Origin of the sequence: Frigoribacterium sp. Leaf164 (genome assembly GCF_001423665.1) — a bacterium.
Lineage (GTDB): Bacteria > Actinomycetota > Actinomycetes > Actinomycetales > Microbacteriaceae > Frigoribacterium > Frigoribacterium endophyticum.
The window spans coordinates 895,201-915,966 of the sequence record NZ_LMOX01000003.1 but is presented as its reverse complement, the minus strand read 5'-3'; the positions used below and the strand labels follow the sequence as shown (position 1 = coordinate 915,966).

The window sequence follows — 20,766 nt, the reverse complement described above, 5'->3', positions numbered from 1 at the left end:
CCCGCCGTGGTTCCGCCCGGCGGAGGTCGCGACGGCCTGACGACCGGCCCTCGAGGAGGCGCGGTGCGAGACCACTCGCACCGCGCCTCCCGTGCGTCACGGCCCCCTCGCCGGGGTCGCCCGGATCCGCGACACGCCCGGGTTGCAGCAAATGCACGCGTGTGGCAAAATCGTCTAGTTCAACATTCCGGGTCGGCCGAGCGCCGAGCCCCGGATCACTGCCAGGCAGTGCACAGGCGTTCGTCGCCTGGGCCGCGGGTAGCAGGACACATCTCACAACGGAATCTCCAGCGCGCTGGCCCTCGGGCACAGCTCTGCGCGGCGGTGACAGCGAAGATTGCCCTCCCCGGGCCACCCTCGTGCCACCGACACGCTCGAGCCACGGCTCGCTGGGGTCCGAGATGGCTTCACACGAGAACAGCGGTACGCGAGAGACACGTCGTGCCAGATGTTTGCCCAGCAAACAGCGTCAGGCGGCCCCCGAGGTGCGCGACGTCCGAACGAGAGAGAGCCACACATGGCGGGACAGAAGATCCGCATCCGACTCAAGTCGTACGACCACGAGGTCATCGACACCTCCGCGCGCAAGATCGTCGACACGGTCACCCGCGCGGGCGCCACCGTGGTCGGCCCCGTGCCGCTGCCGACGGAGAAGAACGTGGTCGTCGTGATCCGTTCGCCCCACAAGTACAAGGACTCGCGCGAGCACTTCGAGAAGCGCACCCACAAGCGTCTGATCGACATCGTCGACCCGACCCCCAAGGCCGTCGACTCGCTCATGCGCCTCGACCTCCCGGCCGACGTCAACATCGAGATCAAGCTGTAGGGGGGCGACCATGACTGTCAGCGCCACCAAGAACGTCAAGGGCCTGCTCGGCAAGAAGCTCGGCATGACCCAGGTCTGGGACGAGAACAACAAGCTCGTCCCCGTCACCGTCGTGGAGATCGCTCCCAACGTCGTGACCCAGATCCGCTCGCTCGAGAAGGACGGCTACAGCGCCGTCCAGATCGCCGCCGGCCAGATCGACCCCCGCAAGTCGAACAAGCCCTCCACGGGCCACTTCGACGCCGCGGGCGTCACGCCCCGCCGCCACCTCACCGAGGTCCGCACCGCCGACGCCGCCGAGTACGCGCTCGGCCAGGAGATCACGGTCGACACCTTCGAGGCCGGCCAGAAGGTCGACGTCGTCGGCACCTCCAAGGGCAAGGGCTTCGCCGGTGTCATGAAGCGACACAACTTCAAGGGCGTCAGCGCCTCGCACGGTGCCCACCGCAACCACCGCAAGCCCGGTTCCATCGGTGCTTCGTCGACCCCCAGCCGTGTCTTCAAGGGCATGCGCATGGCCGGTCGCATGGGTGGAGAGCGCGTCACCATCCTCAACCTCACGGTGCACGCCGTCGACGCCGAGAAGGGTCTGCTGCTCGTCAAGGGCGCCGTCCCCGGTGCTCGTGGCCGCATCGTCTTCGTCCGCACCGCCGTGAAGGGGAAGTAGCTCATGGCCACCACTACCGCATCGGCCACCACGGTCGACGTCATCGACGCCAAGGGCGCCTCGACCGGCACCACGGTCGAGCTCCCCGCCGAGCTGTTCGACGTCGTCACCAACGTCCCGCTCATCCACCAGGTCGTCGTCGCTCAGCAGGCCGCCGCTCGTCAGGGCACGCACAAGACCAAGCGTCGCGGCGAGGTCTCCGGCGCCGGCCGCAAGCCGTTCAAGCAGAAGGGGACCGGTCGCGCTCGTCAGGGCTCGATCCGCGCTCCCCAGATGACCGGCGGTGGCGTCGTCCACGGTCCGCAGCCGCGTGACTACGCGCAGCGCACCCCCAAGAAGATGATCGCCGCGGCCCTCCTCGGTGCTCTGTCCGACCGTGCCCGCGGCGCCCGCGTGCACGTCGTCGAGAGCTTCGTCGCCGACACGATCTCCACCAAGGTCGCCCTCGACCTGCTCTCGACCATCGCGTCGAGCAAGCACGTCCTGGTCGTCATCGACCGCGACGACCTGCTGACCCGCAAGAGCGTCCGCAACGTGCCCACGGTCCACGTGATCACGTACGACCAGCTCAACGCCTACGACGTGCTCGTCAGCGACGACATCGTCTTCACGAAGAGCGCCTTCGACGGCTTCGTCGCCTCGAAGCGCCAGAAGGAGGCCACCGCATGAGCGGCTACGGCAAGGACCCTCGCGACGTCATCATCGCGCCCGTCGTCTCCGAGAAGAGCTACTCCCTGATCGACCAGGGCAAGTACACCTTCACGGTGGACCCGCGATCGAACAAGACCGAGATCAAGCTCGCCATCGAGAAGATCTTCAACGTCAAGGTCGACAGCATCAACACGCTGAACCGTGTCGGCAAGACCCGCCGCACGCGCTTCGGCACCGGCAAGCGCAAGGACACCAAGCGCGCCATCGTGACGCTCAAGTCGGGCACCATCGACATCTTCACGGCTGTCGGCTAGGGCCCGGAGGGAAGACAAAATGGCTATTCGTAACTACAAGCCCACGACTCCTGGTCGTCGCGGTTCGTCGGTCTCCGACTTCGCGGAGATCACGCGTTCCACGCCCGAGAAGTCGCTGCTGCGTCCCCTGTCCAAGAGCGGTGGCCGCAACAACGCCGGCCGCATCACGACGCGTCACATCGGTGGTGGCCACAAGCGCCAGTACCGCGTGATCGACTTCCGTCGTAACGACAAGGACGGCATCAACGCCAAGGTCGCTCACATCGAGTACGACCCCAACCGCACGGCGCGCATCGCGCTCCTGCACTTCGTCGACGGCACGAAGCGGTACATCATCGCTCCGAACAAGCTGTCGCAGGGCGACATCGTCGAGTCGGGCCCCGGCGCCGACATCAAGCCCGGCAACAACCTGCCGCTCAAGAACATCCCGGTCGGTACCGTCATCCACGCCATCGAGCTCAAGCCCGGCGGCGGCGCGAAGATGGCCCGCTCGGCCGGCGCCTCGGTGCGTCTCGTCGCCAAGGACGGCCCCTACGCGCAGCTCCGCCTGCCGTCGGGCGAGGTCCGCAACGTCGACGCCCGCTGCCGCGCCACCATCGGTGAGGTCGGCAACGCCGAGCAGTCGAACATCAACTGGGGCAAGGCCGGCCGCATGCGCTGGAAGGGCGTCCGCCCGACCGTCCGTGGTGTCGCCATGAACCCGGTCGACCACCCGCACGGTGGTGGTGAGGGCAAGACCTCCGGTGGTCGCCACCCGGTCAGCCCGTGGGGCCAGAAAGAGGGCCGCACCCGCCACATCAACAAGGAGAGCGACAAGCTCATCGTCCGCCGTCGTAACGCTGGCAAGAAGCGTAAGTAGGAGTTGTAGAAGATGCCACGCAGTCTTAAGAAGGGCCCCTTCGTCGATGACCACCTGCTTCGCAAGGTCGTCACGCAGAACGAGGCCAGCACCAAGAACGTCATCAAGACCTGGTCCCGCCGGTCGATGATCGTCCCGAACATGCTCGGCCACACCATCGCGGTGCACGACGGTCGCAAGCACATCCCCGTGTTCGTGACCGAGAGCATGATCGGCCACAAGCTCGGCGAGTTCGCGCCCACCCGTACCTTCCGTGGTCACGTGAAGGACGACAAGAAGGGTCGTCGCCGCTAACGCGGCGACGTAAGGAGGAGAGAAATGGTGGAGTCGATCGCACGCGTGCGTCACATCCGCGTCACCCCCATGAAGGCCCGTCGCGTCGTCAACCTGATCCGCGGCAAGCAGGCCCTCGAGGCCCTGGCCATCCTGAAGTTCGCGCCGCAGGGCGCGAGCGAGCCCGTCTACAAGCTCGTCGCGTCGGCCATGGCCAACGCCCGTGTGAAGGCGGACAAGGACAACAGCTACCTCGACGAGCAGGACCTCTACGTGAGCCGTGCATTCGTCGACCAGGGCGCAACCCTCAAGCGGTTCCAGCCGCGTGCCCAGGGTCGTGCCTTCCAGATCCTGAAGCGCACGAGCCACATCACGATCGTCCTCGCGACGCCGGATGAGGTCGAGGCAGCAGACGCTACGAAGAAGGCGAGCAAGTAATGGGCCAGAAGGTCAACCCGTACGGCTTCCGTCTGGGCATCACCACCGACCACGTGTCGCGGTGGTTCACCGACAGCACCAAGGCGGGTCAGCGTTACAGCGACTACGTCGCGGAGGACATTAAGATCCGCACCCTGCTCAAGACCTCGCTCGACCGCGCCGGCGTGGCCAAGATCGAGATCGAGCGCACCCGTGACCGCGTCCGCGTCGACATCCACACCGCCCGTCCGGGCATCGTGATCGGTCGTCGTGGCGCCGAGGCCGAGCGCATCCGCGGCGACCTCGAGAAGCTCACCGGCAAGCAGATCCAGCTGAACATCCTCGAGGTCAAGAACCCCGAGGCCGAGGCTCAGCTCGTGGCCCAGGGCATCGCCGAGCAGCTCGCTGCTCGCGTGGCGTTCCGTCGTGCCATGCGCAAGGGCCTCCAGGGCGCCCAGCGCGCCGGCGCCAAGGGCGTCCGGATCCAGGTCTCGGGTCGCCTCGGCGGCGCCGAGATGAGCCGCTCGGAGTTCTACCGCGAGGGCCGCGTGCCCCTGCACACGCTCCGCGCCAACATCGACTACGGCTTCTACGAGGCCAAGACGACCTTCGGTCGCATCGGTGTGAAGGTCTGGATCTACAAGGGCGACATCACCAACAAGGAGCTCGCGCGCGAGCAGGCGAACCAGAAGTCGTCTCGCCCCGAGCGCCGCAACGACCGTGACGGCGCCCGCCGCGGCGGGGGCGACCGCGCTCCCCGCGAGCAGAAGGCACCCGCCACCACAGGAGCTGAGGCGTAACCATGCTTATCCCCCGTCGTGTCAAGCACCGCAAGCAGCACCACCCCGGCCGTAGCGGCCAGGCCACTGGTGGCACCAAGGTCAGCTTCGGTGAGTACGGCATCCAGGCCCTCACGCCCGCTTACGTGACCAACCGTCAGATCGAGTCCGCTCGTATCGCCATGACGCGTCACATCAAGCGTGGCGGCAAGGTGTGGATCAACATCTACCCCGACCGTCCGCTCACGAAGAAGCCCGCCGAGACCCGCATGGGTTCCGGCAAGGGCTCGCCCGAGTGGTGGGTCGCGAACGTCAAGCCGGGTCGCGTGCTCTTCGAGCTCAGCGGCGTCAGCGAGGAGGTCGCCAAGGAGGCGCTCACTCGTGCAATCCACAAGCTGCCCCTCAAGGCACGCATCATCAAGCGCGAGGAGGGCGACGCATAATGGCGATCGGTTCCAAGGAGCTCCGTCCTGTCGAGCTCGACACTTTCGAAGACGAGCGTCTCGTCGATGAGCTGAAGAAGGCCAAGGAAGAGCTGTTCAACCTGCGCTTCCAGTCGGCCACCGGTCAGCTCGAGAGCCACGGCCGCCTGCGTGCCGTGAAGCGCGACATCGCTCGCATCTACACGGTCCTGCGTGAGCGCGAGCTCGGCATCCGTGCCACCCCCGCCCCGGTCGAGGCCGCCCCCAAGGCGACCAAGAAGTCGACCAAGAAGGCTGCCGCCGCCGACGAGGCGCCCGTCGCCGAGACCGCCGAGGAGAAGTAATGGCTACCGAGAACAAGACCGAGGTCGACTCGGCAGCTGTCGAGGTCCGCGGTTACCGCAAGACCCGTCGTGGCTACGTGACCAGCGACAAGATGGACAAGACCATCGTCGTCGAGGTCGAGGACCGCGTGAAGCACCCCCTGTACGGCAAGGTCATCCGCCGCACCTCCAAGGTCAAGGTCCACGACGAGGCCAACGCGGCCGGCGTCGGCGACCTCGTCGTGATCAACGAGACCCGTCCGCTCAGCGCCTCCAAGCGCTGGCGCCTGGTCGAGATCCTCGAGAGGGCCAAGTAGGCCTGGCGGCCTGCTTGAGCAGAAGGAGACAGAAGTGATCCAGCAGGAATCCCGCCTCAAGGTCGCCGACAACACCGGTGCCAAGGAGATCCTCACCATCCGCGTGCTCGGTGGCTCCGGCCGTCGCTACGCCGGCCTCGGCGACGTCATCGTCGCCACGGTGAAGGACGCCATCCCCGGTGGCAACGTGAAGAAGGGCGACGTCGTCAAGGCGGTCATCGTCCGCACCAAGAAGGAGGTCCGTCGTCCGGACGGCTCCTACATCAAGTTCGACGAGAACGCCGCAGTGATCCTGAAGGCCGACGGGGACCCCCGTGGTACCCGCATCTTCGGGCCGGTCGGTCGCGAGCTTCGCGACAAGAAGTTCATGAAGATCATCTCGCTGGCGCCGGAGGTTATCTAAGTCATGGCAAACATCAAGAAGGGTGACCTCGTGCAGGTCATCAGCGGAGCCTCGCAGGCCCGCGGCGGAGACCGCGGCAAGCAGGGCAAGGTCCTCGAGGTGCTCGTGGAGCGCAACCGTGTCGTCGTCGAGGGCGTGAACTTCGTCACGAAGCACGTCCGCGTCGGCCAGACGCAGCGCGGCACCAAGACCGGCGGCATCGAGACCTTCGAGGCCCCGATCCACGTGTCGAACGTCGCGCTCGTCGACCCCAAGACCAAGAAGCCGACCCGCGTGGGCTTCCGTGAAGAGACGGTCACCAAGGGCGGCGTCACCAAGACCGTCCGCGTCCGTTACGCCAAGGCGTCGGGAGAGAACCTCTGATGACTGACACCACCACCACCACGCCTGCGGCGCTGCCGCGCCTCAAGGCGAAGTACCGCGCGGAGATCCTGCCGCAGCTGAAGAGCGACTTCGGCTTCACGAACGTCCACCAGGTCCCCGGCCTGGTCAAGATCGTCGTGAACACCGGTGTCGGCGAGGCCGCCCGCGACAGCAAGATCATCGACGGGGCCATCAAGGACCTCACGGCGATCACCGGCCAGAAGCCCCAGGTCACCAAGGCCCGCAAGTCCATCGCGCAGTTCAAGCTGCGCGAGGGCCAGCCGATCGGCGCGCACGTCACACTGCGCGGCGACCGTGCCTGGGAGTTCCTGGACCGCCTGCTGTCGCTCGCGCTGCCCCGCATCCGCGACTTCCGCGGTCTGAGCGACCGTCAGTTCGACGGCAACGGCAACTACACGTTCGGTCTCAACGAGCAGAGCATGTTCCACGAGATCGACCAGGACCGCATCGACCGTGTCCGCGGCTTCGACATCACCGTCGTCACCACCGCGAAGAACGACGACGAGGGCCGGGCTCTGCTCAAGGCTCTCGGCTTCCCGTTCCGCACGGCCGACCAGGCCAACTAAGATCGTTCGGTCGGCAACTCCTCACCGGAGTTGCCGACCGTTCCCCTGAGGTCGTGGAGAACCGCTCCACGACCACCCGATCATCAAGGTCGACACCCGGTGTACCGGATGGCGAAACCCGATGAGGAAGAAGTACACCGCATGACGATGACAGATCCGGTCGCAGACCTGCTGACCAGACTGCGCAACGCGAACTCGGCGTTCCACGAGACCGTGTCGCTCCCCAGCAGCAAGCTCAAGTCCCACATCGCGGAGATCCTCCAGCGTGAGGGCTTCATCGACTCGTGGAAGGTCGAAGACGCTCGCGTCGGCCAGACCCTCACGATCGACCTCAAGTACGGCCCCGAGCGCCAGCGCTCGATCAAGGGCATCAAGCGCGTCTCGAAGCCGGGCCTCCGCGTCTACGCGAAGTCCACCGAGATCCCGCAGGTCTTCGGCGGCCTCGGCGTCGCGATCCTGTCGACTTCCTCCGGTCTGCTGACCGACCGTGAGGCCGAGAAGAAGGGCGTGGGCGGAGAAGTCATCGCCTACGTGTGGTAATTCGTCATGTCTCGAATCGGAAGACTCCCCATCTCGATCCCTGCCGGGGTCGACGTGAAGATCGACGGCCAGGGCGTCACCGTCAAGGGCCCCAAGGGCGAGCTGTCGCTCGTCGTCAAGAGCCCCATCGAAGCTGCGCTCGAGGAGGGCACCGTCGTCGTGACGCGTCCCGACGACGAGCGTGAGTCGCGGTCGCTCCACGGCCTGACCCGTACCCTCATCGCCAACCAGATCATCGGCGTGACCCAGGGCTACACCAAGGGCCTCGAGGTCGTCGGCACCGGTTACCGCGTGCAGGCCAAGGGCTCCAACGTCGAGTTCGCTCTCGGCTACTCGCACCCGATCACCGTCGAGCCGCCCGCGGGCATCAGCTTCACGGTCGAGGGCAACAACAAGCTCACCGTCGTCGGCATCGACAAGCAGGCAGTCGGCGAAGTCGCTGCCAACATCCGCAAGCTGCGCAAGCCCGAGCCCTACAAGGGCAAGGGCGTTCGCTACGCCGGCGAGGTCGTCCGCCGCAAGGCCGGAAAGTCAGGTAAGTAATCATGGGTCTCGGTACACGAGGAAAGAGCAAGTCGGCCGCCACCAAGCGCCGTCACACCCGCCTGCGCAAGAAGGTCGTGGGCACCGAAGAGCGCCCCCGTCTCGTCGTCACCCGTTCGGCCCGGCACGTGTTCGTGCAGGTCGTCGACGACAGCAAGGGCTTCACCGTCGCCAGCGCATCGACCCTCGAGGCCGACATGCGCACCTTCGACGGTGACAAGACCGCGAAGTCCCGCAAGGTCGGCGAGCTCGTCGCCGAGCGCGCCAAGGCCGCGGGCATCGAGGCCGTCGTGTTCGATCGCGGCGGCAACAAGTACGCCGGACGCGTCGCGGCCATCGCCGAAGGCGCCCGAGAGGCTGGTTTGAACCTGTGAGCGACGCTACGAACACCACTCCCCCCGCAGAGACCGACGCGGTCGCGGCGACCGAGACGGTCAAGGCTCCGGCCGAGGCCGTCGTCGAGCGCCCCGTCGAGACGGCTGCCGGCTCGGAGTCCAACAACCGCGAGGGCGGTCGCACCGACCGTCGTGGCGGCCAGGGTCGCGGAGACCGCAACGCCGGCGGCCGTGGCCGTGGCGACCGTGACGACAAGAGCCAGTTCCTGGAGCGCGTCGTCACGATCAACCGCGTGTCGAAGGTCGTCAAGGGCGGTCGTCGCTTCAGCTTCACCGCGCTCGTCGTGGTCGGAGACGGCAACGGGCTCGTCGGCGTCGGCTACGGCAAGGCCCGCGAGGTCCCCACGGCCATCAGCAAGGGCGTCGAGGAGGCGAAGAAGAACTTCTTCCGCGTCCCCCGCATCGGCAACACGATCCCGCACCCCGTCCAGGGTGAGGCCGCTGCCGGCGTCGTCATGCTGCGTCCGGCCTCGGCCGGTACCGGAGTCATCGCCGGTGGTCCCGTCCGCGCCGTGCTCGAGTGCGCCGGTGTCCACGACGTCCTGAGCAAGTCGCTCGGCTCGTCGAACACCATCAACATCGTCCACGCGACCGTCGAGGCCCTCAAGCAGCTCGAGGAGCCCCGTGCCGTCGCCGCTCGCCGCGGCCTCGACATCGACGCCGTGATGCCGGCCTTCATGGCCCGCGCCGAGCAGGCGGCCAAGGCCGCTGCGACCGAGAAGGCAGGTGCCTGATGGCCCAGCTCAAGGTGACCCAGATCAAGTCCGTAATCAGCGAGAAGCAGAACCAGCGTGACACGCTGCGGAGCCTGGGCCTCAAGCGCATCGGCCAGTCGGTCGTGCGCGAGGACACCAAGCAGAACCGCGGCTACGTCAACACGGTCGCCCACCTCGTGAAGGTCGAGGAGATTGACTAATGGCTGACGAGAAGAACGGCGCCGCCGAGAAGGCCGCTCCGAAGAAGGCCGCCGCCAAGGCGACCACCACCAAGGCCGCCGCCCCCAAGGCGACGACCAAGAAGTCGACGGCCTCCTCGGCCGCCGCCTCGACGACGACCTCGACGAAGTCGGCCTCGGCCGGTCAGTCGGCGGACGTCGCCCGCCCGCAGGTCCTCAAGGTCCACCACCTCCGTCCGGCTCCCGGTGCCAAGACGGCCAAGACCCGCGTGGGTCGCGGTGAGGGCTCGAAGGGCAAGACGGCCGGACGTGGCACCAAGGGCCAGAAGGCCCGGTACCAGGTCAAGGTCGGCTTCGAGGGCGGTCAGATGCCGCTCCACATGCGCACTCCGAAGCTGCGCGGGTTCAAGAACCCGTTCCGCGTCGAGTACCAGGTGGTCAACCTCGAGAAGCTCGGCGAGCTGTACCCGCAGGGCGGTGAGGTCACCGTCGGCGACCTGGTCGCCAAGGGTGCCGTCCGCAAGAACGAGAAGGTCAAGGTCCTCGGACAGGGCGACCTGAGCGTCGCTCTCACCGTGGCGGTCGACAAGGTCTCCGGCTCTGCCGAAGAGAAGATCGTCGCCGCCGGCGGGACCGTCTCCAAGTAATCACCTGAGGGGGTGGTCCGACAGGGCCACCCCTTTCAGTCGTCTATCCTTCATGCCGGGAGGCCCCACATGTTCAGAGCTGTCGCGCGCATCATGCGCACGCCCGACCTTCGCCGAAAGATCGGGTTCACTCTCGGCATCATCGCGCTCTTCCGGCTGGGGTCGTTCATCCCCTCGCCGTTCGTGGACTACCAGAACGTGCAGCTGTGCCTCGCCGGCAACCAGGGCACCTCGGGCCTCTACGAGCTCGTCAACCTCTTCAGCGGCGGCGCCCTGCTGCAGCTCTCGGTCTTCGCGCTGGGCATCATGCCCTACATCACGTCGTCGATCATCGTGCAGCTGCTCCGCGTCGTCATCCCCCACTTCGACACCCTCTACAAGGAGGGCCAGTCGGGCCAGGCGAAGCTGACGCAGTACACCCGGTACCTCACGATCGCGCTGGGCATCCTCCAGTCGACGACCCTGATCACCGTGGCCCGCTCCGGCGCGCTGTTCGCCGGCTCCGGCGCGGCCGAGTGCCAGCAGCTCATCACCAACGACGCCTGGTACGCCGTCATGCTCATGGTCATCACCATGACCGCCGGCACCGGCCTCATCATGTGGATGGGCGAGCTCATTACCGAGCGCGGCATCGGCAACGGCATGTCGCTCCTGATCTTCACCTCGATCGCGGCCCGCTTCCCCACCGCCCTCTGGAGCATCGCGCAGGCGCGCAGCTTCGAGATCTTCCTCATGGTGATCGCCGTCGGGCTCGTGATCATGGCCGCGGTCGTGTTCGTCGAGCAGTCCCAGCGGCGGATCCCCGTGCAGTACGCCAAGCGCATGGTCGGGCGGCGCACGTACGGCGGCAACAACACGTACATCCCGATCAAGGTCAACATGGCCGGCGTCGTGCCCGTCATCTTCGCCTCGTCGCTGCTGTACCTGCCCGCGCTCGTCGCCCAGTTCAACCAGCCCTCCGACGGCACCGCGCCCCCGGCGTGGGTGGCGTGGGTCCAGGCGAACCTCACCTCCGGCGACAACCCGCTCTACATGGCGCTGTACTTCGCCCTCATCGTCGGCTTCACGTACTTCTACGTCGCGATCACCTTCAACCCCGAAGAGGTCGCCGACAACATGAAGAAGTACGGCGGGTTCATCCCCGGCATCCGGGCCGGGCGCCCGACCGCCGAGTACCTCGACTACGTCCTGACGCGCGTGACCCTGCCGGGCTCGCTCTACCTCGGCATCATCGCGCTCATCCCGCTGATCGCCCTGGCCACGGTCGGCGCCAACCAGAACTTCCCGTTCGGAGGCGCGAGCATCCTGATCATCGTCGGCGTCGGTCTCGAGACGGTCAAGCAGATCGACTCGCAGCTGCAGCAGCGTCACTACGAGGGGCTCCTCAAGTGACGGGGGGCGAGACCGGGCCCAGCCCGCGCCTCCTGATCGTCGGCCCTCCCGGCGCCGGCAAGGGCACGCAGGCGACCCAGATCGCGGAGACCCTCGGGGTGCCGGCGATCTCGACCGGCGACATCTTCCGTGCCAACGTCCGTGACGAGACCGAGCTGGGCGTCAAGGTCAAGACGATCATGGACGCCGGCGACTACGTGCCCGACAGCCTCACGAACGAGCTCGTCTCCGACCGGCTCGACCAGAGCGACGCGGCGCAGGGCTTCCTGCTCGACGGCTACCCCCGCACGCTGCAGCAGGTCGGGTTCCTCGACGACTACCTGTCCGGCAAGGGGCAGGCGCTCGAGGCCGTGATCCTGCTGGTGGCCGACCGCGACGAGATCGTCGAGCGGCTGCGCAAGCGGGCCCTCGACCAGGGGCGTTCGGACGACACGGAGGACGCCATCCGGCACCGCCAGGACGTCTACCTGCGCGAGACCGCTCCTCTGCTGGAGAGCTACCGGTCGCGGGGCCTGGTCGTCGAGGTCGACGGCCTCGGCACCATCGAGCAGGTCGCGGAGCGCATCGACGCCGCCCTGGGCGAGCGCGGCTTCCGCTCGACGGCCGCCGCCTCCTAGCCGGGTGGCCTTCCGCAAGCCGGGCATCTACAAGACCCGGGACGAACTGCGCGCCATGGCGGCGCCCGGCGTGCTCACGGCGCGATCGCTCGACGCGGTCGCTGCCGCGCTGCGCCCCGGCATCACCACCGGCGAGCTCGACGCGATCGCCGAGCGCACCATCCGTGACGGTGGCGGCGTGCCGAACTTCATGCTCGTGCCGGGCTACCGCAACACCGTGTGCACCTCGGTGAACGCCGAGGTCGTGCACGGCATCCCCGGCAACCGCGCCCTCGAGCCCGGCGACCTGGTCTCCGTCGACAGCGGGGCGGAGGTCGACGGCTGGAACGGCGACAGCGCACGCTCCTTCGTGCTCGACGACCCGAGCCGCCCCGAGCTCGTCGCCGAGCGACGGCTGCTGTCCGACGTCACCGAGCAGGCCCTCTGGCACGGCATCGCTGCCCTGGCGTCGGCTCGTCACCTCAACGAGGTCGGCGACGCCGTCGAGGAGTACGTGGAGTCGCGCGGCAGCTTCGGGATCATCGAGGACTACGTCGGCCACGGCATCGGGCGCTCCATGCACGAGGACCCGCCGGTCTTCAACTACCGCGTCAAGGGGCGCGGCCCGGCGGTCAAGCCGGGTCTGGTCGTGGCCATCGAGCCCATGATCACCCTCGGCGGCATCGACACCGTCACCGAGGACGACGACTGGACCGTCACCACCGTGGACGGCAGCTCCGCGGCGCACTGGGAGCACTCGGTCGCCGTGCACGAGGGCGGGATCTGGGTGCTCACCGCACACGACGGGGGAGCAGCCCAGCTGGCGCCCCTCGGGGTCGTGCCCGTCCCGATCGCCTGACCCGCGCCTCCTCGGCACCGGCCTGCGACGCCCCCACGAGCCTCGGCTCGAGGGGGCGTCGCCGTGTCGGCGTCAGCCTCGCGACGACCCGACCGAGCAGGTCGACTCGGCGGCCGTCTGGCCCGTGATGGTGGACGGGAGCGTCGTGGTGGCCGGTGTCGTCGCGGTCGGTGCGCCCTCGGTGGCCGGGGCGGTCGCCCCGGCCTCGGGGGCAGACGTCTCCGCCGGGGGAGCCGCGGCCTCCGGTGCGGGCACGGACTCGTCGACGGTGGACCCGCGCCCGGCCGCGTCGTCGCCGAGGGTGAACGACTGATCGGCCTGGAGGGCGGCCTCCAGCGTCGCCGCGTCCGCCTCGGAGGGGACGACTCGCCCTGCCTGGTCGGGGTCGTCGACGACGGGGTACTGGACGAAGACGATGTCGGCCGGCGTGAGGTCCTTCAGCGCCAACGCCAGCGAGACGAGGGTGTCCGGGCTGCTGAGCGAGGTCGAGAGGGTCATGTTGCCGAGGGCCGCCGAGGCGAGCTTGTAGAGCGTCGTCGGGCTGCCGAGGGTGCCCCCGGAGATGATCTTGCGCATCATCGACGAGAGGAAGACCTGCTGCGAGCTGATGCGGGCCAGGTCGCTGCCGTCGCCCACGCCGTGCCGGGTGCGCAGGAACTCCAGGGCGTCCTTGCCCTGGAGGGAGTGGGTGCCGGCCGACAGGTCGAGCCCCGTGTCGGTGTCGCGGATGCGCTGCGTCACGCAGACGTCGACGCCGCCGAGGGCGTTCGACATCTCGATGACGCCGTCGAAGGTGATCATGCCGGCGTAGTAGACGCTGAGGCCGGTCAGGCCCTCCACGGCGGCGACGGTGCAGCTGACCCCGCCCAGCTCGTACAGCGAGTTGAACTGCTGGTACGCCGCGGCGGGGTGGGCGGTGCCGTCGTCGCCCGTGCAGGCCGGCCGGTCGATCATGAGGTCGCGGGGGAAGCTGACGGCGGTGAGCTGGCTGTGGTCCTCGGACAGGTGGACGAGGATGTTGACGTCGTTCCGGACCCCGTCGACGACGCCGGCGTCCACGGCGCTGCCCGGGTCGCGCTGGTCACTGCCGATGAGCAGCACGTTCGCGCCCCCGGGCATCGCGCCGATGCCCTCCTCCGGCACCGAGGTCTCGTTGCCGAGGGCCACCGAGGTCACCGACGACGTCAGCTGCCGGGCGGCGATGGCCGACAGGGAGGCGCCGCTGACGAGCAGGACGGCCAGCGCCGCAGCGAGGCCGGTGAGGAGGGAACCGACGGGGCGACGTCGTCGGAGGCGCCCGTGACGGGCGACGCCCCGGGTGCGGGGCGAGCGGCGGGGAGAGGGCATCGTGGGCTCCACGGGTCGGCGTCATCACCCTCGACTCGGCGTGTCGGGTCGACGGGCGGGTTGCTGAAGTGTAGCGGGAGGACCTAGGATCGATCTTTGGTGTTCCCAGGTCACTTCTGTGCCTGCGGCACCGCATCCCCGCACGACCAACACTCCCAATTCTTAGCGACAGTGAGGCTATGGCCAAAAAAGACGGTGTCATCGAAATCGAAGGCGCAGTGGTCGAAGCTCTGCCCAACGCGATGTTCCGCGTTGAGCTCAGCAACGGGCACAAAGTTCTCGCCCACATCTCCGGCAAGATGCGTCAGCACTACATCCGCATCCTCCCCGAAGACCGGGTGATCGTCGAACTCAGCCCCTACGACCTGACCCGCGGCCGGATCGTCTACCGCTACAAGTAGGGCGTGCTGGAAAGGAACGGCCCCACGCACCCGTGGGGCACGAAGCCAGCGAGATCAAGGAAACAACGATGAAGGTCAACCCCAGCGTCAAGCCCATCTGCGAGCACTGCAAGGTGATCCGCCGCAAGGGCAACGTCATGGTCATCTGCAAGAGCAACCCGCGCCACAAGCAGCGCCAGGGTTGATCTGACCGGCCGCCCCGCGCGGTCGGACAGAGGCCGGAGCCCCTCGAGGGCTCCACAGCACCACAAGACAGAGCAGCACCAGAACCCGCACCGCCGGCAGCAGCCAGGCAGGAGGCGCGGGGGACACCCCGGGGCGGAGGCCCGGGCACCGGCGCTGTGACAGACCTCCACCACTCTCTGAGGAGAAGCCACCATGGCACGTCTAGCAGGCGTTGACATCCCGCGCGACAAGCGCGTGGAAGTCGCACTGACCTACATCTACGGAGTCGGCCGCACCCGCGCGCTCAAGACTCTCGCCGAGACCGAGATCGACGGCAACATCCGCGTCAAGGACCTCACGGACGACCAGCTCGTCCTTCTCCGCGACCACATCGAGGGCAACTTCAAGGTAGAGGGCGACCTCCGTCGCGAGGTCGCCGCCGACATCCGCCGCAAGGTCGAGATCGGCAGCTACGAGGGCATCCGCCACCGCCGCGGCCTGCCTGTGCGCGGCCAGCGCACCAAGACGAACGCTCGTACCCGCAAGGGCCCGAAGCGCACCGTCGCCGGCAAGAAGAAGGCTCGCTAGGCCCCGGCTCCCGCCGTACTCGCCTCTAGGTTGTAGGAGAAAAAATTGGCAGCACCGAAGTCGGCCGCGCGTAAGCCCCGCCGCAAAGAGAAGAAGAACGTCGCCGTGGGCCAGGCCCACATCAAGAGCACGTTCAACAACACGATCGTGTCGATCACGGACCCCTCGGGTGCCGTGCTGAGCTGGGCCTCCTCGGGAGCCGTCGGCTTCAAGGGCTCGCGCAAGTCGACGCCCTTCGCCGCGCAGCTGGCCGCCGAGTCGGCCGCCCGCCAGGCGCAGGAGCACGGCGTCAAGAAGGTCGACGTCTTCGTCAAGGGGCCGGGTTCCGGCCGCGAGACGGCGATCCGCTCGCTCCAGGCCGCCGGCCTGGAGGTCGGGTCGATCAACGACGTCACCCCTCAGGCGCACAACGGCTGCCGCCCGCCGAAGCGTCGTCGCGTCTAACTGAGTCGATGCCCGTCGCGCCTCCCCGCCCTGTTCGCAGGGCCCGGAGGCGCGACGGGCTCACCCGCGTTCACCGCGCCTCCGGCTCCCTCGCCGGGAGCCCCCACAACTCAACAGACCCGACGGGCCAGCCACCTGTCGTACCGCCAAGAGTCATATAGCGGACTCTTCGCCGAAAGGAATCCACCAGTGCTCATTGCACAGCGCCCCACCCTCACCGAGGAGAACATCTCGGAGTTCCGCTCGCGGTTCGTCATCGAGCCCCTCGAGCCCGGCTTCGGCTACACCCTCGGCAACTCGCTGCGTCGCACCCTGCTCTCGTCGATCCCCGGAGCCGCTGTCACCAGCATCCGCATCGACGGTGTGCTGCACGAGTTCACGACGGTCCCCGGTGTCAAGGAAGACGTCACCGAGGTCATCCTGAACATCAAGCAGCTCGTCGTCTCGAGCGAGCACGACGAGCCCATCACGGCGTACCTGCGCAAGCAGGGTGCCGGTCAGGTCACGGCGGCCGACATCTCGGCCCCCGCCGGCGTGGAGATCCACAACCCCGAGCTCGTCATCGCGACGCTCAACGACAAGGCGAAGTTCGAGCTCGAGCTCACGATCGAGCGTGGCCGCGGCTACGTGTCGGCCGTGCAGAACCGCTCGGAGTTCAGCGAGGCCGGTCAGATCCCGATCGACTCGATCTACTCGCCCGTCCTCAAGGTGACGTACCGCGTCGAGGCCACCCGTGCCGGTGAGCGCACCGACTTCGACCGCCTCGTGGTCGACGTCGAGACCAAGCCCGCGATCTCGCCCCGCGACGCCATCGCGTCGGCCGGTCGCACGCTGACCGAGCTGTTCGGCCTGGCCCGTGAGCTCAACACCGCCGCCGAGGGCATCGAGATCGGCCCCGCGCCGGTCGACGCCGTCCTCTCCAGCGAGCTCCAGACGCCGATCGAGGACCTCGACCTCTCCGTGCGCAGCTACAACTGCCTCAAGCGCGAGGGCATCAACACGGTGTCCGAGCTCGTCGCCCTCTCAGAGACGCAGCTCATGAACATCCGCAACTTCGGTCAGAAGTCGGTCGACGAGGTGAAGGACAAGCTCGTGGAGCTCGGTCTCTCGCTCAAGGACACGGTCCCCGGGTTCGACGGAGCCCACTTCTACAGCGGCTACGACGAGGAAGAGACCAACTAGGTCTCGTCCGTCCCCGCCCTGATCATCTTCGACAGCTAGGAACCATCAATCATGCCCAAGCCCACCAAGGGTCCCCGTCTCGGAGGCGGACCGGCGCACGAGCGCCTCATGCTCGCCAACCTCGCGGCCTCGCTCTTCGAGCACAAGAGCATCAAGACGACCGAGACGCGGGCCAAGCGCCTCCGTCCCGTCGCCGAGCGCCTCGTGACCTTCGCCAAGCGCGGCGACCTGCACTCGCGTCGTCGCGTCATGCAGACCCTGCGCAACAACAAGGACGCCGCGCACATCCTCTTCACGGAGATCGCTCCCCTGGTCGACCAGCGTGAGGGCGGCTACACCCGCATCACGAAGCTCGGCTTCCGCAAGGGCGACAACGCGTCGATGGTGTCGATGGAGCTCGTCCTCGAGCCCGTGACCCCCAAGGTCAAGTCGTCGAAGAGCTCGACGCCCGCGGCCGCCGCGCCCGTCGAGGAGCCCGTCGTCGAGGAGGCGCCCGTCGAGGAGCCCGAGACCGTCGAGGAGTCGGCTCCGGTCGAGTCCGAGACCGAGACGGCCCCCGCCGCCGAGGTCGAGGCCGACGCCGCCGCGAAGTCGGACGACAAGTAGCAGCGAGCTCCACCGCACCGCCCGGAGGGCCCGTCACCGCGAGGTGACGGGCCCTCCGTCGTCCGCCCGCGGGCGACGCCCGTCGTCGATCGCGGGGTGTGGGGCCTTCGGCGGACGCGCGCGTCCCCCGAACAGGTGTCGTTCACCTACGCGTCACATGGCAGAAACCCCTGAGGAGGCTGTGGACCGTAGCGTCGGTGGGTCACCTCCCGCCAGCTGAAGGAACACATGTCCCCGCGCTCCCGTCACACCCCGGTCACGGCCGCCGCCCTCGCGGCCGGCCTCGCCCTCTGCCTCGCTCCGCTCGTGCCCGTCGCCGCCTCCGCGGCCCCCGGCGGCACCGGCGTCGTCATCAACGAGGCCTACCTCAAGGGCGGCAGCATGAACGCTCCGTTCGCGAACAAGTTCGTCGAGCTCTACAACCCGACCACCGCCTCCGTCTCCGTCGCGGGCTGGTCGATCCAGTACCGCTCGGCGACGTCGAGCGGCACGTTCACCGGCGTGGGGGCCCTGAGCGGGTCGATCGCGCCCGGCGGCTACCTGCTCGTGCAGATGTCGTCCAACGGGACCACGGGCGCGCCGCTGCCGACGCCCGACGTCGTCACGACGGTCAATCCCGGCGGTGCCAGCGGCACCCTCGTGCTGGCGAGCACGACGACCGCCCTGGCCCTCCCGGCGGGGTCGATCTCCACCGCGACGCCCGGCGTGGTCGACGCTCTCGGCTACGGGACGTCGAACACGTTCGAGACGACGGCGGCGGAGGTGGGCTCGGCCAACCCCGTCCCGACCTCGTACGTCCGCACGGCGTTCTCCGACACCGACGTCAACGCGGCCGACTTCGTCCAGCAGGGCCAGATCACGCCGCAGAACGCCGCGAGCACCGGCACGACGCCCACTCCGCCCGTGCCGCCGACCCCGCCGGTGTCGGAGGCGGACGTCACCGTGGCGCAGCTGCAGGGCGTCACCGACACGAGCCCCTACGCGGGCCGCACCGTCACCACCCGCGGCGTCGTGACGGCGACGTACCCGACCGGCGGCCTGGACGGCTACGTCGTCCAGACCCCGGGCACCGGAGGCGCGCTCGACCTCTCGACGCACCTCTCGTCGGACGCGGTCTTCGTGTACTCCTCGGCCACCGCCTCCTCGGTGGAGGTCGGCGACTACGTCGAGCTCGTCGGCGAGGTCACCGAGTTCTTCGGGCTGACCGAGCTGACGGTCGACGGCACCGACCAGGTCACGCAGCTGGACGCCTCCACCGTCGTCGCCCCGGCGCCGGCCACGGTCGGGTTCCCCGCCACGGACGCGCAGCGCGAGTCGCTCGAGAGCATGCTCCTGCTGCCGCAGGGCGAGTTCACGGTCGCGGACACCTACACGACGAACCAGTACGGCGAGGTGGCGCTCGCGTCGGGCAGCACCCCGCTGATCCAGCCGACCGAGGTCGGACGCCCCGGCAGCGCGAAGTACGCGGCGACGATCGCCGACAACGCCGCTCGGGCCGTGACGCTCGACGACGGTGCCACCACGAACTTCCTCACCGCGGCGAACCAGTCGATCCCGGTGCCGTACCTGTCGAACGAGAACCCGGTCACGGTCGGTGCCTCGGTGGCCTTCACCGAGCCGGTGGTCCTCGACTTCCGGAACTCGGCCTGGAAGTACCAGCCCACCAGCCGCGTCACGGGCGACGTCGCGTACGCCGACCTGCCCGTCACCTTCGAGAACGTCCGCACCGACGCTCCCCGTGAGGTCGGCGGCGACGTCAGGCTCGCCAGCTTCAACGTGCTGAACTACTTCCCGACCACCGGCGACTCGCTGACCGGCTGCACCTACTACCGCGACCGTGCCGGCGACCCCGTCACCGTCAACAGCGGCTGCGACGCCCGCGGCGCGGCGAACCAGGACGACCTGCAGCGGCAGCAGGCCAAGATCGTCACGGCGATCAACGCCCTCGGCGCCGACGTCGTCTCGCTGGAGGAGATCGAGAACTCCGCCCGTTTCGGCAAGGACCGCGACTCGGCCCTGTCGATCCTGGTCGACGCCCTCAACGCCGACGCCGGGTCGGACGTCTGGGAGTTCGTCCCGTCGCCCGCCGCCCTGCCGGCCAACGAGGACGTCATCCGCCTCGCGTTCATCTACAAGGCCGGCGTGGTCGAGAGCGTCGGCGACTCGAGCATCCTCACGGGCTCTGCGGCGTTCAGCAACGCGCGTCAGCCCCTCGCCCAGGCGTTCCGCCCCGTCGGCGGCGACGTCGACTCGACGATCCTCGCCATCGCGAACCACTTCAAGTCGAAGGGCAGCGGGTCCGGCGCCGATGCGGACCTGGGAGACGGCCAGGGCGGCTCGAACGCCTCCCGCGTGAACCAGGCGAACGCCCTCGTGGCCTTCGCCGCCGAGCGCGAGGCCGCCGTCGGCACCGACAAGGTGTTCCTGCTCGGCGACTTCAACGCCTACTCGCAGGAGGACCCGATCGAGGTGCTGCGCACCGCCGGCTTCACCGACCTCGGCTCGACCGAGGACGGCGAGGAGTACAGCTACGTGTTCAGCGGCCTGAGCGGCTCGCTCGACCACGTGCTGGCCTCGCCCGCCGCCCTCGAGGCCGTCACGGGCGTCGACATCTGGAACATCAACTCGGGTGAGTCGGTCGGCCTCGAGTACAGCCGCTTCAACTACAACGTGCGCGACCTGCTCCAGCTCGACCAGTTCCGCGCCAGCGACCACGACCCCGTCGTCGTCGGCGTCGACCTGCTCGCCGACGTCGTCGCGCCGACCCCGGTGCCGACCGACCCGGCCACGCCGGTCGCGCCCGGTGCCGGCGCGGGTGCCGGCACGGGCGCGGGCACGGCTCCGGCCGGCAGCGCCCCCGTCGCCTCCGCCCCGACCCGCTCGGGCCTGGCCTACACCGGCTCGGACGGGGTCCTCGGCTGGGCGGTGCTCGCCCTGGCGCTGATGGCCGCCGGCGGCACGGTGC

Annotated in this window: 31 protein-coding genes; 30 read left to right on the top strand and 1 reads right to left on the bottom strand. The window is 68.4% G+C overall.

Annotated features, from left to right (window positions below):
- The first annotated feature begins 517 nt into the window (after nt 1-517).
- From rpsJ to map, 23 genes are all read left to right on the top strand, one after another.
- Nucleotides 518-826, top strand: a complete 309-nt coding sequence (gene rpsJ / locus ASF82_RS12245) for a 30S ribosomal protein S10 (RefSeq protein WP_043593369.1) — start codon at nt 518-520, stop codon at nt 824-826.
- Between the two features lie 10 nt (nt 827-836).
- Nucleotides 837-1,493, top strand: coding sequence for a 50S ribosomal protein L3 (rplC, locus tag ASF82_RS12240; protein WP_056057397.1), 657 nt, complete (start codon nt 837-839; stop codon nt 1,491-1,493).
- 3 nt (nt 1,494-1,496) lie between these two features.
- Nucleotides 1,497-2,162: a 50S ribosomal protein L4 gene (gene rplD, locus ASF82_RS12235; RefSeq protein WP_056057395.1), complete on the top strand. Its 666-nt coding sequence runs from the start codon at nt 1,497-1,499 to the stop codon at nt 2,160-2,162.
- A complete protein-coding gene (gene rplW, locus ASF82_RS12230) occupies nt 2,159-2,458 on the top strand; it encodes a 50S ribosomal protein L23 (protein ID WP_056057391.1) in 300 nt (99 codons plus the stop codon). The genes rplD and rplW overlap by 4 nt, the downstream gene beginning before the upstream one ends.
- 19 nt (nt 2,459-2,477) lie before the next feature.
- Nucleotides 2,478-3,317: a 50S ribosomal protein L2 gene (rplB, locus tag ASF82_RS12225; RefSeq protein WP_056057388.1), complete on the top strand. Its 840-nt coding sequence runs from the start codon at nt 2,478-2,480 to the stop codon at nt 3,315-3,317.
- Nucleotides 3,318-3,329: 12 nt separating this feature from the next.
- Complete coding sequence (gene rpsS / locus ASF82_RS12220; protein ID WP_056057385.1) at nt 3,330-3,611, top strand: 30S ribosomal protein S19; 282 nt, start codon at nt 3,330-3,332, stop codon at nt 3,609-3,611.
- Between the two features lie 24 nt (nt 3,612-3,635).
- Nucleotides 3,636-4,028 (top strand): 50S ribosomal protein L22, encoded by a 393-nt coding sequence (gene rplV / locus ASF82_RS12215; RefSeq protein ID WP_055799894.1) that lies wholly within the window; start codon nt 3,636-3,638, stop codon nt 4,026-4,028.
- The gene (gene rpsC, locus ASF82_RS12210) at nt 4,028-4,807 is read left to right on the top strand and encodes a 30S ribosomal protein S3 (RefSeq protein ID WP_056057382.1); all 780 of its coding nucleotides are present in this window, start codon (nt 4,028-4,030) and stop codon (nt 4,805-4,807) included. Before rplV ends, rpsC begins: the two co-directional genes overlap by 1 nt.
- Nucleotides 4,808-4,809: 2 nt before the next feature.
- Nucleotides 4,810-5,229 carry a 50S ribosomal protein L16 gene (gene rplP, locus ASF82_RS12205; RefSeq protein ID WP_056057379.1) on the top strand — a complete coding sequence of 140 codons (420 nt, stop codon included), beginning with the start codon at nt 4,810-4,812 and terminating at the stop codon, nt 5,227-5,229.
- On the top strand, nt 5,229-5,552 hold the full coding sequence (gene rpmC, locus ASF82_RS12200) for a 50S ribosomal protein L29 (protein ID WP_056057376.1): 324 nt from the start codon (nt 5,229-5,231) through the stop codon (nt 5,550-5,552). The genes rplP and rpmC overlap by 1 nt, the downstream gene beginning before the upstream one ends.
- Nucleotides 5,552-5,848, top strand: a complete 297-nt coding sequence (rpsQ, locus tag ASF82_RS12195; protein WP_056057373.1) for a 30S ribosomal protein S17 — start codon at nt 5,552-5,554, stop codon at nt 5,846-5,848. The genes rpmC and rpsQ overlap by 1 nt, the downstream gene beginning before the upstream one ends.
- A 34-nt stretch (nt 5,849-5,882) precedes the next feature.
- A complete protein-coding gene (gene rplN / locus ASF82_RS12190) occupies nt 5,883-6,251 on the top strand; it encodes a 50S ribosomal protein L14 (RefSeq protein WP_056057371.1) in 369 nt (122 codons plus the stop codon).
- Nucleotides 6,252-6,254: 3 nt separating this feature from the next.
- Nucleotides 6,255-6,614, top strand: coding sequence for a 50S ribosomal protein L24 (gene rplX / locus ASF82_RS12185; protein ID WP_056057368.1), 360 nt, complete (start codon nt 6,255-6,257; stop codon nt 6,612-6,614).
- Nucleotides 6,614-7,201, top strand: a complete 588-nt coding sequence (rplE, locus tag ASF82_RS12180; RefSeq protein WP_056057365.1) for a 50S ribosomal protein L5 — start codon at nt 6,614-6,616, stop codon at nt 7,199-7,201. The genes rplX and rplE overlap by 1 nt, the downstream gene beginning before the upstream one ends.
- 141 nt (nt 7,202-7,342) lie before the next feature.
- Nucleotides 7,343-7,741, top strand: a complete 399-nt coding sequence (gene rpsH, locus ASF82_RS12175) for a 30S ribosomal protein S8 (protein WP_056057362.1) — start codon at nt 7,343-7,345, stop codon at nt 7,739-7,741.
- A gap of 6 nt (nt 7,742-7,747) precedes the next feature.
- Complete coding sequence (gene rplF / locus ASF82_RS12170; RefSeq protein WP_056057359.1) at nt 7,748-8,284, top strand: 50S ribosomal protein L6; 537 nt, start codon at nt 7,748-7,750, stop codon at nt 8,282-8,284.
- 2 nt (nt 8,285-8,286) lie between these two features.
- Nucleotides 8,287-8,658, top strand: coding sequence for a 50S ribosomal protein L18 (gene rplR / locus ASF82_RS12165; protein WP_056057355.1), 372 nt, complete (start codon nt 8,287-8,289; stop codon nt 8,656-8,658).
- The gene (rpsE, locus tag ASF82_RS12160) at nt 8,655-9,413 is read left to right on the top strand and encodes a 30S ribosomal protein S5 (protein WP_056057353.1); all 759 of its coding nucleotides are present in this window, start codon (nt 8,655-8,657) and stop codon (nt 9,411-9,413) included. Before rplR ends, rpsE begins: the two co-directional genes overlap by 4 nt.
- Nucleotides 9,413-9,595: a 50S ribosomal protein L30 gene (rpmD, locus tag ASF82_RS12155; RefSeq protein ID WP_082514610.1), complete on the top strand. Its 183-nt coding sequence runs from the start codon at nt 9,413-9,415 to the stop codon at nt 9,593-9,595. The genes rpsE and rpmD overlap by 1 nt, the downstream gene beginning before the upstream one ends.
- The gene (gene rplO / locus ASF82_RS15310) at nt 9,595-10,221 is read left to right on the top strand and encodes a 50S ribosomal protein L15 (protein ID WP_082514609.1); all 627 of its coding nucleotides are present in this window, start codon (nt 9,595-9,597) and stop codon (nt 10,219-10,221) included. The genes rpmD and rplO overlap by 1 nt, the downstream gene beginning before the upstream one ends.
- Nucleotides 10,222-10,290: 69 nt before the next feature.
- Entirely contained in the window at nt 10,291-11,613 is a 1,323-nt protein-coding gene (secY, locus tag ASF82_RS12145; protein WP_056057350.1) for a preprotein translocase subunit SecY, read from the top strand.
- The gene (locus ASF82_RS12140) at nt 11,610-12,230 is read left to right on the top strand and encodes an adenylate kinase (protein ID WP_056057346.1); all 621 of its coding nucleotides are present in this window, start codon (nt 11,610-11,612) and stop codon (nt 12,228-12,230) included. The genes secY and ASF82_RS12140 overlap by 4 nt, the downstream gene beginning before the upstream one ends.
- A 4-nt stretch (nt 12,231-12,234) precedes the next feature.
- Complete coding sequence (gene map, locus ASF82_RS12135) at nt 12,235-13,068, top strand: type I methionyl aminopeptidase (protein ID WP_082514608.1); 834 nt, start codon at nt 12,235-12,237, stop codon at nt 13,066-13,068.
- A 72-nt stretch (nt 13,069-13,140) separates the two neighbouring features.
- On the opposite strand, the gene ASF82_RS12130 is transcribed toward map, so the two are convergent.
- Nucleotides 13,141-14,415: an LCP family protein gene (locus ASF82_RS12130; RefSeq protein WP_082514726.1), complete on the bottom strand. Its 1,275-nt coding sequence runs from the start codon at nt 14,413-14,415 to the stop codon at nt 13,141-13,143.
- Nucleotides 14,416-14,594: 179 nt separating this feature from the next.
- Between ASF82_RS12130 and infA the strand changes: the two genes are divergently transcribed.
- From infA to ASF82_RS12095, 7 genes are all read left to right on the top strand, one after another.
- The gene (gene infA, locus ASF82_RS12125) at nt 14,595-14,816 is read left to right on the top strand and encodes a translation initiation factor IF-1 (RefSeq protein WP_055965022.1); all 222 of its coding nucleotides are present in this window, start codon (nt 14,595-14,597) and stop codon (nt 14,814-14,816) included.
- A gap of 68 nt (nt 14,817-14,884) precedes the next feature.
- Nucleotides 14,885-15,001 (top strand): 50S ribosomal protein L36, encoded by a 117-nt coding sequence (gene rpmJ, locus ASF82_RS12120; RefSeq protein WP_043593327.1) that lies wholly within the window; start codon nt 14,885-14,887, stop codon nt 14,999-15,001.
- 193 nt (nt 15,002-15,194) lie between these two features.
- Nucleotides 15,195-15,569: a 30S ribosomal protein S13 gene (rpsM, locus tag ASF82_RS12115; RefSeq protein WP_056057338.1), complete on the top strand. Its 375-nt coding sequence runs from the start codon at nt 15,195-15,197 to the stop codon at nt 15,567-15,569.
- A 45-nt stretch (nt 15,570-15,614) separates the two neighbouring features.
- On the top strand, nt 15,615-16,013 hold the full coding sequence (rpsK, locus tag ASF82_RS12110; protein WP_055799944.1) for a 30S ribosomal protein S11: 399 nt from the start codon (nt 15,615-15,617) through the stop codon (nt 16,011-16,013).
- 189 nt (nt 16,014-16,202) lie between these two features.
- Nucleotides 16,203-17,195 (top strand): DNA-directed RNA polymerase subunit alpha, encoded by a 993-nt coding sequence (locus tag ASF82_RS12105; RefSeq protein WP_055799947.1) that lies wholly within the window; start codon nt 16,203-16,205, stop codon nt 17,193-17,195.
- Nucleotides 17,196-17,246: 51 nt separating this feature from the next.
- The gene (rplQ, locus tag ASF82_RS12100; RefSeq protein ID WP_056057336.1) at nt 17,247-17,801 is read left to right on the top strand and encodes a 50S ribosomal protein L17; all 555 of its coding nucleotides are present in this window, start codon (nt 17,247-17,249) and stop codon (nt 17,799-17,801) included.
- Between the two features lie 228 nt (nt 17,802-18,029).
- Nucleotides 18,030-20,766, top strand: a 2,737-nt coding sequence (locus ASF82_RS12095) for an ExeM/NucH family extracellular endonuclease (protein WP_200932001.1), incomplete at its 3' end; no start/stop codon positions are given.